Origin of the sequence: Halobacillus alkaliphilus, assembly GCF_900113125.1 — a bacterium.
Classification (GTDB): Bacteria; Bacillota; Bacilli; order Bacillales; family Halobacillaceae; genus Halobacillus; species Halobacillus alkaliphilus.
The window spans coordinates 1-17,762 of sequence record NZ_FOOG01000044.1; the positions used below are offsets into that span (position 1 = coordinate 1).

A 17,762-nucleotide genomic window follows, 5' to 3' on the forward strand; every position below is an offset into this window, starting at 1 on the left:
GTCTCGCCATTTCCCCACCAACCCAGCCATTTTTTGTGAAACGCACCCTTCTAGAAGAGAAAGATTCTCCTCCTTAATCTGGATTAAATGCTTTTACGATAGGCTATTGAGGGTCGTTACATCCTGAAAATAGCTGCACAATCACATGGTCTAATTTCTTATTACGCATGTGATGTCTGAAGTGGTTTCGAGCATCTGATTTGGCTAGGTCCGAAGGAGGATGATGAAGACTCCTACGGGATAAACATGATCAGTGAGACCCCGGAGAGCTTTAGCTCGAGGAGGCTTAGCACATGACCGCGGAAAGCGAATCATCCACCGCAGGACCTTAACTACAAACCAATATCTCGAAACTGAGTCTTCAACTACCCGGCCCTATAGCTTAATAAGTCCATCAAGGCGTTTTATTCAGCAGGTGGGCCGAATTTTCCTTGATTGAAATCAAGATAAGCCTGCTTGATTTCATCCATCTTATTCATAACGAATGGACCATAAGGAACAATGTTCTCTCTTATTGGAGCACCAGAATAGACAAGGATTTTGGTTTGACGCTGGTTAGATCTAATTTTTAGTTCACTAGATTGATGCTCGTTTCCTTTGTCGTTATAGGTAAGTGTTGCCACGCCATGTTTATTTAGTTGGGTGCTGCTTGTCCCGGCGGATATACTGCCGGCTAACACATAAAGGAATGCATTATGGTTCTCAGGTATATGATGAGAAAATTCGGCGTCCTCAGCCAGATTAATCTCACTTAATGTAAAAGGAACAATAGATTCCAAAGGACCTTCAACTCCTGCAATGCTTCCTGAGAAAACCTTTATGGAACCACCCTCGAACGAAACAACAGGGGCCTTTTCAGAGTAGACATTCTGATAGATCGTATCCGTGTTTCTTTTATTTTTAGGAAGGTTCAACCAAAGCTGGAGGGTGTGCGCGATATCATCTTCCACACCATCTTCTGCATGACGAGCAGCCCAGCCTGCATTCATGTACTGAACGTCACCTGGTTCAAGAATATCACGTCCGCCGCCATTGTCGATATGTTCAAGACGGCCATCCACTACATAGGTAACCGTTTGAAAACCACGATGCGGATGGTCAGGAAACGTGCCTTTTTTAAACCAGTCCTCCGCCATCAGGATGAACGGATCGAATTCTGCCCAGCGGTCTACAGGTAGCACCCATCCTTTTTGTATAGCCGGGAAGTCCATTTCGTTATATTTCACATACCATGAATCTTTCACATCTCTTTTAAAGTGTGTTTCATCCAATTTTATCATCCTTTCTAATTGATTTGCTATTGCTGTTGTTTTAAAAAATTACATACATGATGTTATTCGGAGAATTCATCGAAGTTCTGGTCTATCTTGTTAAGAAGATGTTCTAATTGGTCTTTCTCTCTACTCGTTAGATTTTTAGTGGCAATATTATTGAATTCTTCGGTCACTGGCAGTATTACTTCACGTAATTCGCTTCCGGTGGTCGTTAGATAAAGCTCCAATGAACGACGGTCTTTACTCGAGTAGTTCCTAATAATAAACCCTTTATTCTCCAGGTTGGAAGCCATACGGGCAATATTCGTTTTATCTTTATTTAACTTCCTGGCAATCTGCCTCTGATTTAGTCCATCTTCTTCCCAGAGAAGCATCATAATGAGGTTCTGTTCAGGAGCAAGATTGTATGGTTCAAGTCTTGATTTAATATAATTTGTCAATTTTAAATCCGTACGGTGGATTTTAATACTGATATAATCTTCAAAAGATAATTTCATGGTCTATCCCTCTCTATGGTATGCCACCAGAAAAATAGTTGCTATACATACTAATTAACTTAATTATAGATTAAAAAATAAAAACAGGTTTGTCAAAGGAATGGCTTTGGGACTTTTAAGCTAATTAAGTCAATTCATGTGAAACAGGTTTCTACTAAAGACTACGAGTTTATGTTCTTGAACCATCCCATTTAACTCATATAAAATGAAGCGGTTAGATTCTGTAAATTCGTATATTGGTGTTATGGTAAAAACAATAGTTTTCTACTGAAATCTACTAAATAAGGAGTACATTTATGAGAAAAACGAAACGATTCGAGGAGGATGCAAGGTATCGTGTAGCTAATCGAGAAGCCTTAATCGGGGTTGTGCTGGTTATGATCAATTTTGCATTGTGGTTTGGGTTTGCCTACGGACTGGGTTCAAAACCCGTAGAAGAGTATAGTTATATATGGGGACTGCCCGCTTGGTTTTTCTATAGCTGCATTGCATCGACTATTGTAGTCGTTATATTAGTGATATTGGCTGTTAAGTATCTGTACAAAGAAGTGTCGTTTGAAGAGGAGGATGAGGAATGAACGGGGAGGTTATTATACCACTTTTATTATTTCTGGTAATTATTTTCTTTGTAGGCTTCTACGCCTCAAAGCATATTAGATCTACCTCGAACTTCCTACAGGAATATTTTCTTGGCAGTAGACAGCTGGGGGGATTCATTCTTGCCATGACGATGACAGCTACATATGGGAGTGCAAGCAGTTTTGTTGGAGGACCTGGAGTTGCTTACACGATGGGACTTGGATGGGTTTTACTCTCAATGTCTCAACTTGCAACCGGATACTTTGTACTTTCTGTTCTTGGTAAAAAGTTTGCCATCATGGCGAGGAAAATTAGAGCGGTTACTTTAATTGATTTCTTAAAAGAAAGATATCAAAGTAAATGGGTAGTCATTTTATCAGCAGCAAGCATTATTATTTTTTTATTCTCGGCAATGGCTGCTCAATGGGTTGGTGGAGCCCGATTAATTGAATCACTCACTGGCCTATCCTATACCACCGCATTGTTTATATTTGCCGTATCAGTATTGGTTTATGTCATTATTGGCGGTTTTCGTGCGGTAGCGATTACGGATACAATTCAAGGTGTAGTCATGTTTCTGGGTACACTGGTAATTCTAATAGGAACCATTATTGCCGGTGGTGGCATAGGGAATATTATTTCTGATTTAACTGCGGAAAACCCGGCTCTTATATCACCATTTGGTTCCGATCAATCTCTTACTCCGTTATACGTATCTTCATTCTGGATACTAGTTGGAGTAGGTGTGGTCGGGCTTCCTCAGGTAGCTGTAAGAGCGATGTCTTATAAAAATTCCAGAGGCATGCATAAAGCTCTCCTTATAGGGACCATTGTAGTAGGTTTCATTATGCTTGGTATGCATCTTACGGGGGTATTTGCCCGCTCCGTACTTCCGGGTATAGAAGTAGGGGATACCGTCATGCCTAAGATTGCGATGGAGGTTCTGCCTAATTGGCTGGCAGGAATTGTGCTGGCAGCGCCTATGGCAGCAATTATGTCTACGGTTGACTCTCTGTTACTGCTGGTTAGTTCTGCAGTTGTTAAAGATGTTTATTTAAACTATGTAAAGCCGGAAGCAGATGATCAAAGAATTAAGCGCTTCAGTATAGGTGTAACGGCTGTTATTGGGATACTTGTTTTCGCTATGGCTGTTAATCCTCCAGAGCTGTTAATCTGGCTGAATCTCTTCTCATTTGGAGGGTTGGAGGCTGCTTTTATATGGCCAGTAATTATGGGGCTTTATTGGCAAAAAGGGAACGCGAGTGGCGCCCTTGCTTCTATAATCACAGGAGTAGGGAGTTATATTCTATTTCATTCGTTTATGCCGAACGCTTTTGGTATGCATACGGTGGTCCTGCCAGTGATTTTATCCCTGATGGCTTATGTAAGTTTGAGTCTGATTACAGCTCGTCGCCATGAAGAAGTTCAAGCCAAAGTATATGAAAAACTTTGGAGCGCTTAGCAATAAGTAAACAAAAAGCGGAAATTTCAGATTAACTGAAGTTTCCGCTTTTTACTGAGCTTTTGGAGGTACAAGAAAAACAAATTTGACCGAGGCAGTAGTTACCGTTGAATTTCCCCAGGAAGCATCAATGATGTAAGTCATATTCTTTCCCTTTTCACCTTTAATAGTAATGGACTGATTGGTTACTTTTTCTTCAATAGCAGTACCGCTTTGAATTTTTTGATAAGAGAGAAATTCAGGTTCCGGAAAGCTTTCCGGAAACTTAATTTGTACTTTATCTCCTATTTCCGCATTGATTAACCCTGGCTTAATGGCTTCTTTTAACTGGTCAAGACTGTCCGTTACTTTAATTTCCTTTTGACGAAAATCTTCACACTCAGTTTGTGCCAGACATTCAATGTAGTATTTGGCCTGATAGTCCTGACCCTTGTACATGAACACAACCTCATCTAATTCCCTTTCGGTTATTTTCACGGATGAAGCCTCGTTTTCCTGGTTGGATTGACTTGTATCCTGACTCGAACATCCTGCTATTATTACGGCGACGATCAATAAACTAATGAATCGACTCATAAACGAACCTACTTTCTGCTGAACTTTTACCCTATCTTGGATTTTACAATGTTCCCGCTCACATCACAAACTAGAGGGGAGGCGACCTTACGTTTTATAAACTTTATTGTTCACATGCTTTATATAGGCAGGTATAACGAAAACACATCACCGTTGGTCAAGCTGATATAGCAGAATCACTTTATAAAAAAGGAATGGCCGGATAATCCAGCCATTCCTTTTCAGTTTACTCTTCGTTTTCTAAGAAGTATTTCTCCAAATCATCTACCATCTCATTAGCAGCGATATATCCTCCTGCTGTGTTCCAAGTCGCATCACTTACTTCATGAACGTCTCCGGATTTCACAACATCAAGATTTTGGAAGAGGGGATCGTTTAACCATTCTTCTTGGAGATTGCTTGCTGCTCCATCTCCTGTTTCATAGGTGAAATAGAAGAGGACGTCTCCATCCATAGCTGGAATTCTTTCTTTGGTCGCTTTTTCCATAAAATCATTCACATCCTGAGATTCAGGACGCTCGAATCCGATTTGCTCCAGGATAACCCCGGAGAAGGAATCTTTGTGATAGATTCGTACATGATCAGGCATAAAACGGATTACAGAAACTTCCTGATTTAGCTTATCTCCTGCTTGATCGGCAAAATCTTTTAGACGCTGATCATATTCGTCGATCAGCTGTTGGCCTTGGTCTTTCATATTTAGTGCTTCAGCGTAAGTCATGAAATTACTTTGCCACTCACCACGCAGTGTTTCAGAGAAGATCGTGGGAGCAATCTGATTTAACTTTTCATAAATGTCTTCCTGACGCATTTTGTTACCAATGATCAAGTCAGGTTCCAGTTCAAGGATTTTTTCGATATTTACATTGGATTCGTCCCCGACAATTTCTACGCCTTCCATTTGATCACTGATATGGTCGTACCATGGATCGCCTGTCCAGGATTTAACTGCTCCTACAGGCTTAACCCCCATAGCTAGAAGTGCTTCTGTACCTTCATTAGTAAGGATGACGACACGCTCTGGCTTTTCCTCTACTGTCGTTTCACCCATAGCATGTTCGATTGTGTATGGCTCAAAGTTTTCAGAACCAGAATCATCAGAATTATCTCCGCCATCCTGGGAGGTATCTTCTTCAGATGAAGAATTTCCGCAAGCAGATAAAACTAATGAAAGAACCATCAATAGAGCTAATGGTGCTAAGTACCTTTTTAACATAATAGCAACTCCCTAATTGAATATGATTATCATTTACAATAAGAGATTATATAAAATCGAGGAAGAAGTCAATAGGTTTTGTCATATTCTTGTAATTAAATTGAAAATGATTCTCAAATTCGTTGACACTCATACGTACTACAAATAGACTTATTACTAGGATTTAGGAAGTATAAGTTTGAAAGGATAAGGTTTTATGGTGCTACATTCAACAGCCTGGAAAGGAATAGGGATCTTCATAGGGGTACTGGTACTCCTCCTGTCTACCTTGGCCAGTGTTATTTTAGGATACACTGATGTGAATTTTACGGATGTCTATGAGGCATTTTTTCATTTTGATCAATCCAATAAACACATCATTATTACTGATGTAAGATTTCCGAGAGCTATTATTGCAGCTTGTGTAGGTGCTTCTTTGGCCATGGCTGGAGTATTAATGCAGGCTTTAACAAGAAATGCTTTAGCCTCACCGGGAATTTTCGGGGTTAATGCTGGAGCCTCTTTCTTAGTGGTCCTTGCTATCGCTTATTTACCTGCTGTACCTTTAGGCGGGCTAACGTGGATATCATTTGCAGGAGCTGCACTCGCTGCAATTACCGTTTATGCGATTGGTTCAATAGGGAGAGAAGGGCTGACGCCTATGCGGCTGACACTTGCAGGAGCTGCCATTGCAGCGCTTTTTTCTTCTTTCACTCAAGGAATGCTTGTATTAAATGAAAAAGCACTTGATGAAGTTTTGTTCTGGCTGGCTGGATCTGTCCAGGGCAGAGATCTTCAACATTTAATTCCGGTGCTTCCTTATTTAGCTGCTGCCTGGCTTGGTGCCTTATTTATTGCCCGGCATATTAACATTCTTCTTATGGGGGAAGATGTGGCCCAGGGCTTAGGCCAGCGAACGGTTTGGATAAAAGCCGTAACAGGTCTCATTATTATACTATTGGCTGGCGGTGCTGTAGCGGTCGCAGGCCCGATTGGTTTTGTAGGAATTGTGGTCCCGCACTTCGCAAGGTGGATGGTAGGCCAGGATCACCGATGGGTCGTACCTTATTCAGGGATTCTGGGAGCTGTATTACTGTTGTTAGCTGATATTGGTGCCCGGTACGTAATCATGCCGGAAGAGGTACCAGTAGGAGTTATGACAGCAGTAATAGGAACGCCTTTCTTCTTCTATATAGCGCGTAAAGGGGGAGAAAGCTCATGAGTAAAGAAACTTCTATTCGACATACAAGAAACAGATATGATTCTAAAACGATAACAATTTTAGGTTTATTAACATTAGTTTTATTAATCGTTTTCCTATTTTCAGCTTCATTGGGAGAACTTTTTGTTCATCCAGTGGACGTATTAAAAGTTTTTGCCGGCCAAGGAGAAAGCTCAAATCAGATGATTGTTAATTCTTTTCGAATGCCACGAATTCTGAATGCCATGTTTGTAGGTATGGCACTCGCTGTAAGTGGAGCAATTCTGCAGGGGATGATTCGAAATCCGCTGGCTTCGCCTGATTTTATCGGTCTTACGGGAGGCGCAGGCGTTGGGGTAGTGGCATTTCTGGCCGTTTTCAGTAACGAAGATAATGCTTTAACCGTGAGTATAAGCTGGATGCCTCTTGCTTCTTTTGCAGGTGCTGCTATTGTAGGGGTTATGCTTTATGTTCTGGCTTACAAGAATGGCATTTCCCCTGTGAGGTTAATCATCATTGGAGTCGGCATATCAGCTCTTACACAAGCCATCATCACTACTCTTATGATTGTAGGTCCTATTTACCGGGCTTCCCAGGCAAACATATGGCTTACAGGCAGTGTGTATGGTTCTAATTGGGAAGAGGTGAAAGTAATTATCCCCGTCGTTGTGGTGTTATTGTTCCTTTCGTTGGTGGTAGCGAGAAGGATTAACGCCCATGAGCTTGGTGACGAAACGGCTGCCGGTATTGGAGCTAACTTGAATAGGGACCGGCTGATCTTCCTAATACTAGCTACCGCACTCACGGGCATTGCTGTAGCATTTGCTGGCGGCATTGGCTTTGTAGGTCTGATGGCTCCGCACATTTCCAGACGTCTTGTAGGGTCCTCTTATGGAGCGCTAATTCCTATATCAGCTTTAATCGGCGCTATTCTAGTTATGGGAGCAGACTTAATCGGCCGAACAGTATTCTTACCTTTAGAAGTGCCGGCTGGTGTGTTTACAGCCACAATAGGAGCTCCTTATTTTATTTTCCTTTTGTTTACAAGTAAACGTTCTTAAAAAAGAAGTCCAACAGGGCTTCTTTTTTATTTGGATCAGTTAAATGTAGGTGCTCCAGATTTTCCACAAAAGTGTTAACAAATTGTATTAGACAACCATTTTCGGGATGGTTCACGAAACTATTCGTCCCGGTACACAGAGCCGGAGAATGAGAACTATCTTCAACACCCGATTCCTTTACTGGGCAAGATGAACAGACCCGATCTAACAAAATCGGAAGCTTTTCTGCAAAATTAACCTATAAGCAAATGTAAGGGGTATTAATTTAACCATTTATTAGATTATGAGACAATATTTGTGAAAAGTTTAAATATAAAGGAGTGTACTTTCATAATGATCAGCGGGTTCTGGTTTTTAATGATAATTATTTCTTTACTCGTATTGCCATTGCTGTATGGTATGCTTCGGGATTTCTTTGGCGGGAACACGAATCGGTTCTATGGAGATGAACTGAACAAGCAACGGAGAACGAAAAAGGAAGAAGCATATGACAAAGCACATGAGAAAACGGCAAGATACTATGAAAGAGGGGGCTCTGGAGGAGATGGAGCCCCTTAAAGATGAGCTTTAAGCTTGGAAAGTCAGACTATTATTAACCATAATATTATTATGTTAACTATTAATGATTTTGGAACTGTAGCTGCAGCGCTGTTGACGTGGTGCTTTTTTAATAATGAAAGAAATATAAGCAGGTGATGCCACTCACTATGAGAAAGGGGTAGGGGAGAAAAAGATGCAGTTTATTAATAAGGATGAAGCTATTCAGAAAAGGAGGAATTTCAATGGATCAGGGATTTGAAAAGCGTAAGCCAGCAGACCGTGCAGATGTAAAGCAGCTGGAGAAGCGTCTGTTACAAACTAAAACATCAGTTGAGAATATCTTAAAAGATCAAAAATTGTATTATGATCCAGGTAAGTCCGAGCAATCAATAAAAACCTACTATAGGAACATCAACTTTCAAGAAGCGAATCGAAAAGCATTAGGTGAATTAGTACAATCCAGCCACAAGAAAAAAGTTCGCTATGATCCTAGCGAATATGTATATCCCTGGGTCGATTTAAGACCGGATGGAAAGCTGAAAAGCATTTACTCAGGTGAAACAAGAGAACCTGAAGATGTCATTCAGGAAGATTTCGAAACTTATTTGAAAAATAAAGCGGCCTCTGAAGAAAATGAAATCCCGGGCGAATTCTCAAGTCTTTTGAAATATAACTGTGAACACGCTGTTCCCCAATCCTGGTATGATAAAAAAGAACCGATGCGAGGCGATCTTCATCATCTATTTACATGTGACCCTCGATGTAATTCAATCAGAAGCAACTATCCTTATTACGATTTTGCAAATTACCCCATTCAAGAGGCAGCAGTAAACCGTGTTGAACGCCAGTGTGGAAAAGCAGAGAATGAATATTTTGAGCCTGAATATGCAAAGGGTGTAGTTGCTCGTTCCATGCTGTATTTCTTGTTAAGATATCCTGAAGAAATTGAACCCGGATACAGAAAGAAAGTGGATGAAGAGCTACTCCTTCAATGGCATCAAGCAGAACCACCAGGTATATATGAGCAGCATAGAAATCAGGCGATTTATTCCATACAGGGAAATCGCAATCCTTTTATTGATTTTCCTGAAGAAATGATACAAGTATATAATACTTAATGATAAAATCCCCTTTTGCAGCAGGGAGCTGTTAAGGGGTATTTACTCGTTTCAATCCAAATTTAGCCAGGGCTTGCTGAAGCGTGGCACACGTATGAATATTGCTAAAGTCGATTCCTAATGATGTGATGGTCTGTGCAATGGAAGGGCGGATCCCTGTAATACTTGTCTCGATGCCGAGTAGTTTTAATGAATGAATAATGTTAAAAAGTTCATTACTTACCATTGTATCTAAGATAGGGACCCCTGATATATCAAAGATAACCTGCTCTATCTTGGTTCCACTTGTTTCGGTTAAGGTAATTTCTTTAATAAGTTCCGCTCTATTCGTATCGATTTCCCCAACCAGGGGTATGACTACAAGTCCTTCCGCTATGGGTACTACGGGCACTGATAATTCTTCCATCGCACTATAAGCGGTAGCAGCCAGCTGACGATTATGGTTTTCGTGTACTTCTCCAAATACCCTGACCACTAAGTCCACCAGACGATCTATTTTTTTCGTAGTCTCAATTACGGTTTTCGGAGATATTTTCTCTAGTTCTAACTCTTCTTGGAAGAAATCCCAAATAATAGGTTGATAGGCAGAAATAATTCGCAGGGAATCAGTTAAGGATATCCCGTATTCAATTGTAAGAGAGGAGACCTTCCATGCCCAGCTCTGTACCTTTACGTATATCTCATCTTCATCTTTGAATAATATTTCACCAGAAAACTCCACAAGCTCTTCTCGCATACTCATATATTCTTTTTCTTCCATCCCTCGTTTTTCCAAATTTGCCTGAGAAATAGTAGGTATATGATTACTATATGTTTTAGCCAACTGGTATTTGTGATCAATGATCTTTTCGCCAATATATTTAAATTCTCTTTGCATCTAATTCTCCTTAGGATTAAGTAATGGAAGCGCTCACCCATAATAAGGGAATTATACCATTAAAACTTATAGTAATATAAGTTAATTTTTATTGATTTCAATACTAATATATGGAAAATGATTATTTATCCTTTAACATGTGGATTTAGCCGTGAAAAGATTTTTTCTAAATATTAGTGTAGACATTCAAATTGCTGAAGAATTCTCAACAACCAATATACTATACGTCTCAGAACAAGATAGATTAAGAGCCTTTCTTTTGATTATATTGGGGGAACTGTCTATTGATTTACTAAATTTAATTACGAGAATTTCTCCATAATAAAGCGGATATCTAACAGAGGTGATTATTTAGGAATTCCTTATCTGTGAAATAGGAATAGCAGTTGGAGGCTCAATTGTTAAGAGCAATAATACTTTAAAAGGAAATATGTAAGATGAGAAATTCAAAGAAAAATTTTAAATAAATATATTAAATTGTGAAACTTTACCCGGTATGAATTCGTTACGGAATGGTGAACTTATTTTTTGTAGTAAGGCTTTGTTAAAAATCCGTGTTGATATTAAAGTAACGCTGCCATTAGTTGAAGGCTTTATGTCTCGAGTGTGTGGGTGATGGAACAAGACGAGTCATTTGCCTACCAGCCCTATACCTAGTAAGTAACGGACCTCGGTTTGTTTCGAAACTGTGTCTTACAGTAACCGGCACTTTTGTTTAATAAGTCTTTTAATGAAAAATCAACACTAGACTCTAACAGAGCGTATAGTAAAAATAAGTAAATAAACAGAAAAAGGGGTTGTAAATTTGCTGGAAAATACTTTACTCGCTATCATCCTAATTGTATTAGGAGTCACTGTGGTTATAGGGGGAATTATCGCTTTTGTTATTTTCCGCCTGCGTTACAAAACGGCTAGCTCCAACGAAGCTTTAATCGTGACAGGACCGAAACTTGGAGATCCGCAGCACGAAAAAAATGTGTTTGAGGACGAGAATGGACGATCTGTGAAAATTATCCGTGGTGGTGGATACCGTTTACGAATGTTTCAAACAGCCACACCAATTGACTTAACTTCTTTTCAATTACAAGTGAATTCAGAAAAAGCTTATACCAAAGAAGGAATTCCAGTGAGAGTGGCAAGTACAGCTGTAATCAGTATTGGCAGCGAACTTGAAATTATGGCTAACTTCGCTGAAAAATTCTTAGGAAAGAAACAAAATGAGCGTGAGTCGGAACTGAAAGATGTATTAAATGGGCACCTTCGCTCTATTATTGCTTCTCTTCCGATCGAAAAAATTTATAATGATTTTAAAGAAGTAAATACGCAAGTTAAGAAAATAGCGGAAGCTGATTTGAAAGGAATGGGCTTTGAAATTACTTCGTTCGCTCTTAACGACGTAGAAGACGTTGACAAGGAAAATGGATATATTGATGCTCTAGGCCGGCCGCACATCGCCGAGGTACAAAAGAAAGCAAATATGGCTGAATCAGATGCAACTAAAGAGACTCGTATCTATCAGGCAAAAAATGATCAGGAAGCTCAAGATGAAGAAAACCGGAGACTTACTGCTGTAGCCGAATCAACTAAGGAAAAGGATATCAAGGAAGCAGAGTTCCAAAAAGATACCAACCGGGCAAAAGAAAACGCAAACCAGGCGGGTGAGTTAGAACGTCAAAAGCTTGCTCAGCAGATTAAAGAAGAGGAACTTAAGGTTCAGTACATAGAGAAACAACGAGCCGTTGAGCTGGAAGAAGAGGAAAACAAACGACGCCGTTCCATTGCCGACGCGGAAGCTTATGAAGTAACCAAACGAGCCGAGGCCGAAGCAGATACGGAGAGAGTAAAAGGGGAGTCCGAAGCGGAAGTTATCCGTCAGCGAGGAATTGCGCAAGCAGAATCTAAAGAACGGATGGCTAAAGCTATGGAACACTATGGTGAAGCAGCAATTGTGGAAATGCTGATTAATGTATTACCTGAATATGCTGAGAAAGTGTCAGCTCCTCTATCACAAATTAAGGATATGAAGGTAATTGACATGGGAGGATCCAATTCTAATGGCGGATCAGCAAAAGTAGCAAACAGTGTTACATCAACGATGCTGGGTATCCAGGAATCATTAAAGGAAACTACAGGAATGGACTTGAAAGCTATGCTTGAAAGTTATGTTTCTAGAGGCAATGTAACGAACTTTTCTTCTGAAGCATCCAAGCAGTTTGAGGAAGCTTCTGCAACTATGGAAGAAGAGAAGTCGGAGAATACTCCGGAAGATGAACCAGATCCAAAAGAATAAAGAACTAAATGAGCAACATGAGAGGGAAAGTTCCCTTCATGTTGCTTTTTTCATTCAAAGAAGGATGTAAACTTAGTCCTTAATAGAATAAAAACCACTAAAAATCTCAAACTACCTAAAGAGGTGATTAATGTGAAAAAAAGAGTGAACAAACCTGAAATAAATGAATCGCCCTATCCAAATGAAGTTGAAGTGGAAGCGGGATTGAAGTCAGATAAGCCTCTTTCAGACGAACGCTATGAAGGTGATTCTGTTGATGAACATGAACGGTTAGAAGCTGCAAATGAGTATCTCGCAGAAAAGGAAATAAACCAGACCCTTAATAACTCTTGAATGTAAAAAAATGGGGGACCTGGTCCCCCATTTTTTTACATTCAACTCTTATAGATGGTCTGATTCTTTTTTCACCAGAAACGGGACGAGCATTGGAATAATTAAAATGATGACCAGCAATCGAATGACCTGCATGGCAGCTACAATACTTGCGTCTAAATTAAGCGAAGATGCGACAGATGCCATCTGTGGGGCGCCCGCGGGTACAATGGCTATTAAACTGGTTATAAAGTCAAGCGGCGTCAAAATATAAAATACAAAGGTGACGACAAAGGTTAGTAAGAAGAAGGCCAGTAGTACAGCCAGGCTCATCCAGCCAATCTGTTTAATTTCTAACAGCGATTCCCTATCAAAGCGAGAACCAATGATCACCCCGAGTAAAGCCATCCCAGCGCCAACCATCAGATTTGGCATAGAGGGTAAGGGCTGCACTAATGTAACGAACAAAAATCCTAAAACAATGGAGTATAAGAAAGGAGCAATAGGAATTGCCCATTTCCGTGCCAGTAATAGAGTTAAAACTGTAAGCAGTAAGTAAAATAAAATCGCGGTCCACATAGACATGCTGCTTTCATTTCCAGTGGCTAAGTTTGTCCCTTGAGCATCTGTAGTAGATATAAAGGACGTCATAAAACCAGCAACAATAGGAATAGTAGAGACAAGCATCATAATCCTTACCGTTTGAAAAGCAGCCACCATGCTCATATTCGCATTATATTCTCTACTTAGAGCCATCATTACGGAAGCTCCAGCTGGTAAGCAGCAAAACAAGGCTGTTTTCTCATCAAGGTTTGAATACTTGGCAAGGAGCTTACCTAAGAACCAGCTTGCTGCAAGCAGTGTAACCAGTGTTACAGCTAGTGGCAGCAAGTAGTTGGCAGCTTCTTGAAACATCGAAACTTGAATACTTAAGCTGATGCTTATGCCAATAACGGCAAGAGAAAGATTAAACAAATAATTGGGATAGCTAACCTCATTAATGAACAGACGATAAAAAGCACCAACGAGCATAGCTCCAAGCAGCCATCCCGCTGGTACACTCATTAAGTCAAATAGATAACCGGCTGCAAACCCAGCCAGTAATAATAGCAGTTTCTTCATGTTCTCAACACCTAATTTTATGATGGGAGATAAAAAATAAAAGCATCTATTCAAATGGTATGAATAGACGCCGCAAATTTTAACTCATTAAACCTTAGCACAAGAGGACAAAGGGTGCATTGAAACTGCTCAACTAAAAGGAAAACATCCAGTTTCTTGAATATGCTAATAATTAGATGTGAACAAACCAGAGCGTTACTTGCCCGAAAGGTTGGATAGTAGGCTCATGTAATATATTGAACGAATTAAGCCTAGAAGTTATTAGGGTTAAAGCTGATTTAATTTATTGATAATATGATGTGTTCATCGAAATTTGAAGGATGCAAAACATGTACCCTAAGCTTTTATATAAGGATAGGGAGGAGAAGTAAAACATACTTATAATTACTCTTGAGCTTTACCATTCTGTTTAGTAAATCGTCCAGCTGCTGAGAGATGACAAGGATTTTATCGTAATCCTCACCTTGATTGTAAGCTTCATACATATATTTTCTCGTTTCTTCAATTTTAGTTTGTAAATCTTCTTTATTCATCGATAATGCCTCCTAAATACATTGGCAAATATACATAAAATTTAACATTAGAGGACTTTTATATGCATTATGTTCGGAAGAAGTTTCATTGAATTATCATATTTTATTATTCCTTACTAAGTGCAAGATTACAAACATCCATAGTGTGTGAGAAAATATGTTTAGGTAATTGTGCCAGTTTTTTTAATAATTAGTATAATAACTCGATAATTATCCAAATTATGTTATATTACTCGTTGAAAGCGTTTTAATTAGCGGTTCCACCTTTTTTATTGATTTTGATTAAACGTTTAATCATTTTATTTGTAATTTTGAGGTTTTTAAAATCTAAGGAGGGGTAAATTTGAGTAAATTGCAATGTTTTATTGTTGGAGGGATTTGTTTCTTTATGTTTCTATTTATGAGTTTTTTTCCTACACCATCCTTTGCAGGTGGAGAAGATATGAGCAAATCAATCATACCTGAGGATCAAATTAGAGTGCATTATAAACGTATGGATGAAGAATATAAAGGCTGGGGCCTGCACTTGTGGAATCAAGTTGATCAGAACCCTGCGATCAATTATGTTGTAGATTGGGGTAAACCCGTACTTTTTGAGAACAAGTCCGATTGGGGAGCTTATGCTGACATCCCCGTAGAAAATATCGAAAATGGACTCAATTTTATCGTACATAAAGGTGATAATAAGGACACACCTGGAAACAGAAGCTTTCCAAGCTCAGGTGAAAGAGAATTCTGGCTTGTTCAGGGTGATGCCGATGTGTATGTAGAACAACCGGAAATTTCTACAGATCTGACATATGCTGAAATTATAGAAGATCATAAAGTAGAGGTTAACTTAAGTAATGTACCAGCTGAATGGACAAAAAGTGATTTTTCAATCAAGCAGCCCGACGGCACGCCATTAACGATCGAAGAGGTTCAGGTGGAAGGTCAAACGGCTCATTTAACTATAAAGCAAGTCCTGGAGGTAACGAAAGCCTACACGATAAAGTTTAAGGATCAGGAAACAGAAGCGAAGGCCTCCTGGCAATTGATTGATAAGAAGTTTTCCTATGACGGAAACGATCTTGGAGCTACCCTATTCAAAGATGGATCAACTAAACTCAAAGTATGGTCTCCTGTAGCTGAAGAGGTATCGGTTACTCTTTACGATAAACAGGACCAGAATGAGGTTGTACAAAAGTCAGTACCTATGACTAAAGGGGAAAAAGGGGTCTTTGAAGTAACCTTAAATGAGCAGAACACTGGAGTTCACGATTTAACTGGTTACTACTACCAGTACGAAGTAAAAGCATTCGGTGAGACCAGGACAGCACTTGATCCTTACGCCAAATCAATGGCGGCCTCTAGAGATGATGATGAAGACACAGTAGGTAAAGCGGCAATAGTGGATCCTTCATCTATTGGTCCCAAGCTTAATTATGCTAAAATTAAAGGATTTGAAAAAAGAGAAGATGCAATTATCTGGGAAGCGCATGTACGAGATATTACCTCGGACCCGGATCTTGAAACTGAGCTGGATAGCCAATTTGGCACGTTTGAGGCTTTTGGTGAAAAGTTAGACTACTTGAAGGAATTAGGTGTAACGCACATACAGCTTCTTCCCGTCATGAAATATTATTTTGGCGATGAATTTGAAGCAGATGAGCGTGAACTGGATTATTCTTCAAAGGACAATAACTATAACTGGGGCTATGACCCCCACAGCTACTTCTCGCTGACAGGAATGTATTCTGAACGTCCTACAGACCCCGAAGCCCGCATTGCAGAATTTAAAGAATTGGTAAAGGAAATTCATAAACATAAAATGGGTGTGGTATTGGACGTCGTTTATAACCATACAGCCAAGGTAAGTATCCTTGAGGATCTGGTTCCAGACTATTATCATTTTATGGATGAAGACGGGAACGCTAAAATCGGTTATGGCGGCGGTAAAGTCGGCACAACTCATAAAATGTCCAGAAAACTTATGGTAGATTCCATAAAATACTGGGTTGATGAATTCAAGATAGATGGTTTCCGCTTTGATTTAATGGGCGATCTGGATGCAGAAAGCATCCAAAAAGCTTACGATGAAGCTAAACAAATCAATCCAGATATCCTCATGCTTGGAGAAGGATGGCGTACGTTTGTAGGAGATGGAAGTCCTGAGAATGAAGTTACGCCCGCTGATCAGGACTGGATGAACGAGACGAACAGTGCGGCTGTTTTTTCAGATGAAATACGAAATGAGTTAAAATCCGGATTTGGCAGTGAAGGTGAACCCAGGTTTATAACCGGAGGCGCAAGAGATATTGCAACGATTTTTAACAATATTAAAGCCCAGCCTGGGAATGTTTCTGAAGATGATCCGGGAGATATCGTTCAATATATTGCTGCACATGATAATTTACCGCTGCATGATGTGATTGCCCAATCCATTAAAAAAGATCCTGCAGAACACGAAGAAGAGATTCAGCAAAGGATCCGAATTGGTAATTCTATGATTTTAACAAGTCAGGGCATTTCTTTCCTTCATGCTGGTCAGGAATACGGGAGAACGAAGCAATGGAAGGGAGAAGGTGTGCCAGAAGAGAAGTCTACTTATATGGTAGACGAAAATGGTGAACCTTTCGATAACCCTTACTTTATTCACGATTCCTACGATTCTTCTGATGCGATCAACATGTTTGACTGGGATAAAGTTAAGGAAGAAGGAATTCATAAAGAAACCATGGAATACACGAAAGGTTTGATTGAGCTTAGAAAATCCACTAATGCTTTCCGTTTAGGCACGGAGGAGTTGGTAAATGAAAATGTAAGCTTAATCAACGCACATGAAATCGAATCCTCTGACCTTCTGATCGGCTACAGGAATGTGTCGACAGATCATACAGGCACCTACTACGTGTTCATAAATGCGGACAGCGAGAAGCGTACGCTTTCGCTTGAAGAAGATCTTAGAAAAGAAAAGGTTCTGGTGGATAGAGACGAAGCAGGTACGAAAAAAGTAAAAAACCCGTCTGGTTTTACATTGGATAAAGACAGCATCACGCTGGAACCTTTGACGACCGTAGTGGTTAAAGTGAAAAACTAATCTGATTCCCCCTCAGTGACTTCCAGAGGGGGGTTTTTTGATTCCT

The 17,762-nt window shown here is 39.9% G+C and carries 16 protein-coding genes; 9 read left to right on the forward strand and 7 right to left on the reverse strand.

Translation table 11 applies throughout. The features are described from left to right. Nucleotides 1-404: 404 nt before the first annotated feature. Both BMZ06_RS17295 and BMZ06_RS17300 read right to left on the reverse strand, forming a co-directional pair. A complete protein-coding gene (locus BMZ06_RS17295; protein WP_089753960.1) occupies nt 405-1,271 on the reverse strand; it encodes a pirin family protein in 867 nt (288 codons plus the stop codon). Between the two features lie 62 nt (nt 1,272-1,333). Further along, nucleotides 1,334-1,771, reverse strand: coding sequence for a MarR family winged helix-turn-helix transcriptional regulator (locus BMZ06_RS17300; RefSeq protein WP_089753962.1), 438 nt, complete (start codon nt 1,769-1,771; stop codon nt 1,334-1,336). A 296-nt stretch (nt 1,772-2,067) separates the two neighbouring features. On the opposite strand from BMZ06_RS17300, the gene BMZ06_RS17305 reads away from it, so the two are divergent. Both BMZ06_RS17305 and panF read left to right on the forward strand, forming a co-directional pair. Continuing rightward, nucleotides 2,068-2,349 (forward strand): YhdT family protein, encoded by a 282-nt coding sequence (locus tag BMZ06_RS17305; protein ID WP_089753964.1) that lies wholly within the window; start codon nt 2,068-2,070, stop codon nt 2,347-2,349. Beyond that, nucleotides 2,346-3,812, forward strand: a complete 1,467-nt coding sequence (gene panF, locus BMZ06_RS17310) for a sodium/pantothenate symporter (protein ID WP_089753966.1) — start codon at nt 2,346-2,348, stop codon at nt 3,810-3,812. Before BMZ06_RS17305 ends, panF begins: the two co-directional genes overlap by 4 nt. Before the next feature lie 51 nt (nt 3,813-3,863). On the opposite strand, the gene BMZ06_RS17315 is transcribed toward panF, so the two are convergent. After that, complete coding sequence (locus BMZ06_RS17315; RefSeq protein WP_139205851.1) at nt 3,864-4,388, reverse strand: hypothetical protein; 525 nt, start codon at nt 4,386-4,388, stop codon at nt 3,864-3,866. 226 nt (nt 4,389-4,614) lie between these two features. Next, a complete protein-coding gene (locus BMZ06_RS17320) occupies nt 4,615-5,604 on the reverse strand; it encodes an ABC transporter substrate-binding protein (RefSeq protein WP_089753969.1) in 990 nt (329 codons plus the stop codon). Between the two features lie 196 nt (nt 5,605-5,800). On the opposite strand from BMZ06_RS17320, the gene BMZ06_RS17325 reads away from it, so the two are divergent. The 4 genes from BMZ06_RS17325 (at nt 5,801) to BMZ06_RS17340 (ending at nt 9,503) form a co-directional block, all read left to right on the forward strand. After that, the gene (locus BMZ06_RS17325; RefSeq protein WP_089753971.1) at nt 5,801-6,805 is read left to right on the forward strand and encodes a FecCD family ABC transporter permease; all 1,005 of its coding nucleotides are present in this window, start codon (nt 5,801-5,803) and stop codon (nt 6,803-6,805) included. Beyond that, nucleotides 6,802-7,845: a FecCD family ABC transporter permease gene (locus tag BMZ06_RS17330; protein WP_089753973.1), complete on the forward strand. Its 1,044-nt coding sequence runs from the start codon at nt 6,802-6,804 to the stop codon at nt 7,843-7,845. Before BMZ06_RS17325 ends, BMZ06_RS17330 begins: the two co-directional genes overlap by 4 nt. A 333-nt stretch (nt 7,846-8,178) precedes the next feature. Further along, nucleotides 8,179-8,403, forward strand: a complete 225-nt coding sequence (locus tag BMZ06_RS17335) for a hypothetical protein (protein WP_089753976.1) — start codon at nt 8,179-8,181, stop codon at nt 8,401-8,403. Nucleotides 8,404-8,627: 224 nt separating this feature from the next. Then, nucleotides 8,628-9,503: an endonuclease I family protein gene (locus BMZ06_RS17340; protein WP_089753979.1), complete on the forward strand. Its 876-nt coding sequence runs from the start codon at nt 8,628-8,630 to the stop codon at nt 9,501-9,503. 31 nt (nt 9,504-9,534) lie between these two features. On the opposite strand, the gene BMZ06_RS17345 is transcribed toward BMZ06_RS17340, so the two are convergent. After that, a complete protein-coding gene (locus BMZ06_RS17345) occupies nt 9,535-10,380 on the reverse strand; it encodes an STAS domain-containing protein (protein WP_089753981.1) in 846 nt (281 codons plus the stop codon). Nucleotides 10,381-11,185: 805 nt separating this feature from the next. On the opposite strand from BMZ06_RS17345, the gene BMZ06_RS17350 reads away from it, so the two are divergent. Both BMZ06_RS17350 and BMZ06_RS17355 read left to right on the forward strand, forming a co-directional pair. Continuing rightward, entirely contained in the window at nt 11,186-12,670 is a 1,485-nt protein-coding gene (locus BMZ06_RS17350; RefSeq protein WP_089753982.1) for a flotillin family protein, read from the forward strand. 132 nt (nt 12,671-12,802) lie between these two features. Next, entirely contained in the window at nt 12,803-13,003 is a 201-nt protein-coding gene (locus BMZ06_RS17355) for a hypothetical protein (RefSeq protein ID WP_245756039.1), read from the forward strand. Nucleotides 13,004-13,051: 48 nt separating this feature from the next. Here BMZ06_RS17355 and BMZ06_RS17360 read toward each other — a convergent pair whose 3' ends face one another. Next, a complete protein-coding gene (locus BMZ06_RS17360) occupies nt 13,052-14,104 on the reverse strand; it encodes an AbrB family transcriptional regulator (RefSeq protein ID WP_089753984.1) in 1,053 nt (350 codons plus the stop codon). Between the two features lie 344 nt (nt 14,105-14,448). Then, nucleotides 14,449-14,637, reverse strand: coding sequence for an aspartyl-phosphate phosphatase Spo0E family protein (locus BMZ06_RS17365; protein WP_089753987.1), 189 nt, complete (start codon nt 14,635-14,637; stop codon nt 14,449-14,451). A 343-nt stretch (nt 14,638-14,980) separates the two neighbouring features. Here BMZ06_RS17365 and BMZ06_RS17370 point away from each other — a divergent pair, with 343 nt between their 5' ends. Continuing rightward, on the forward strand, nt 14,981-17,716 hold the full coding sequence (locus BMZ06_RS17370) for a pullulanase (protein ID WP_089753989.1): 2,736 nt from the start codon (nt 14,981-14,983) through the stop codon (nt 17,714-17,716). Nucleotides 17,717-17,762 lie beyond the last annotated feature (46 nt).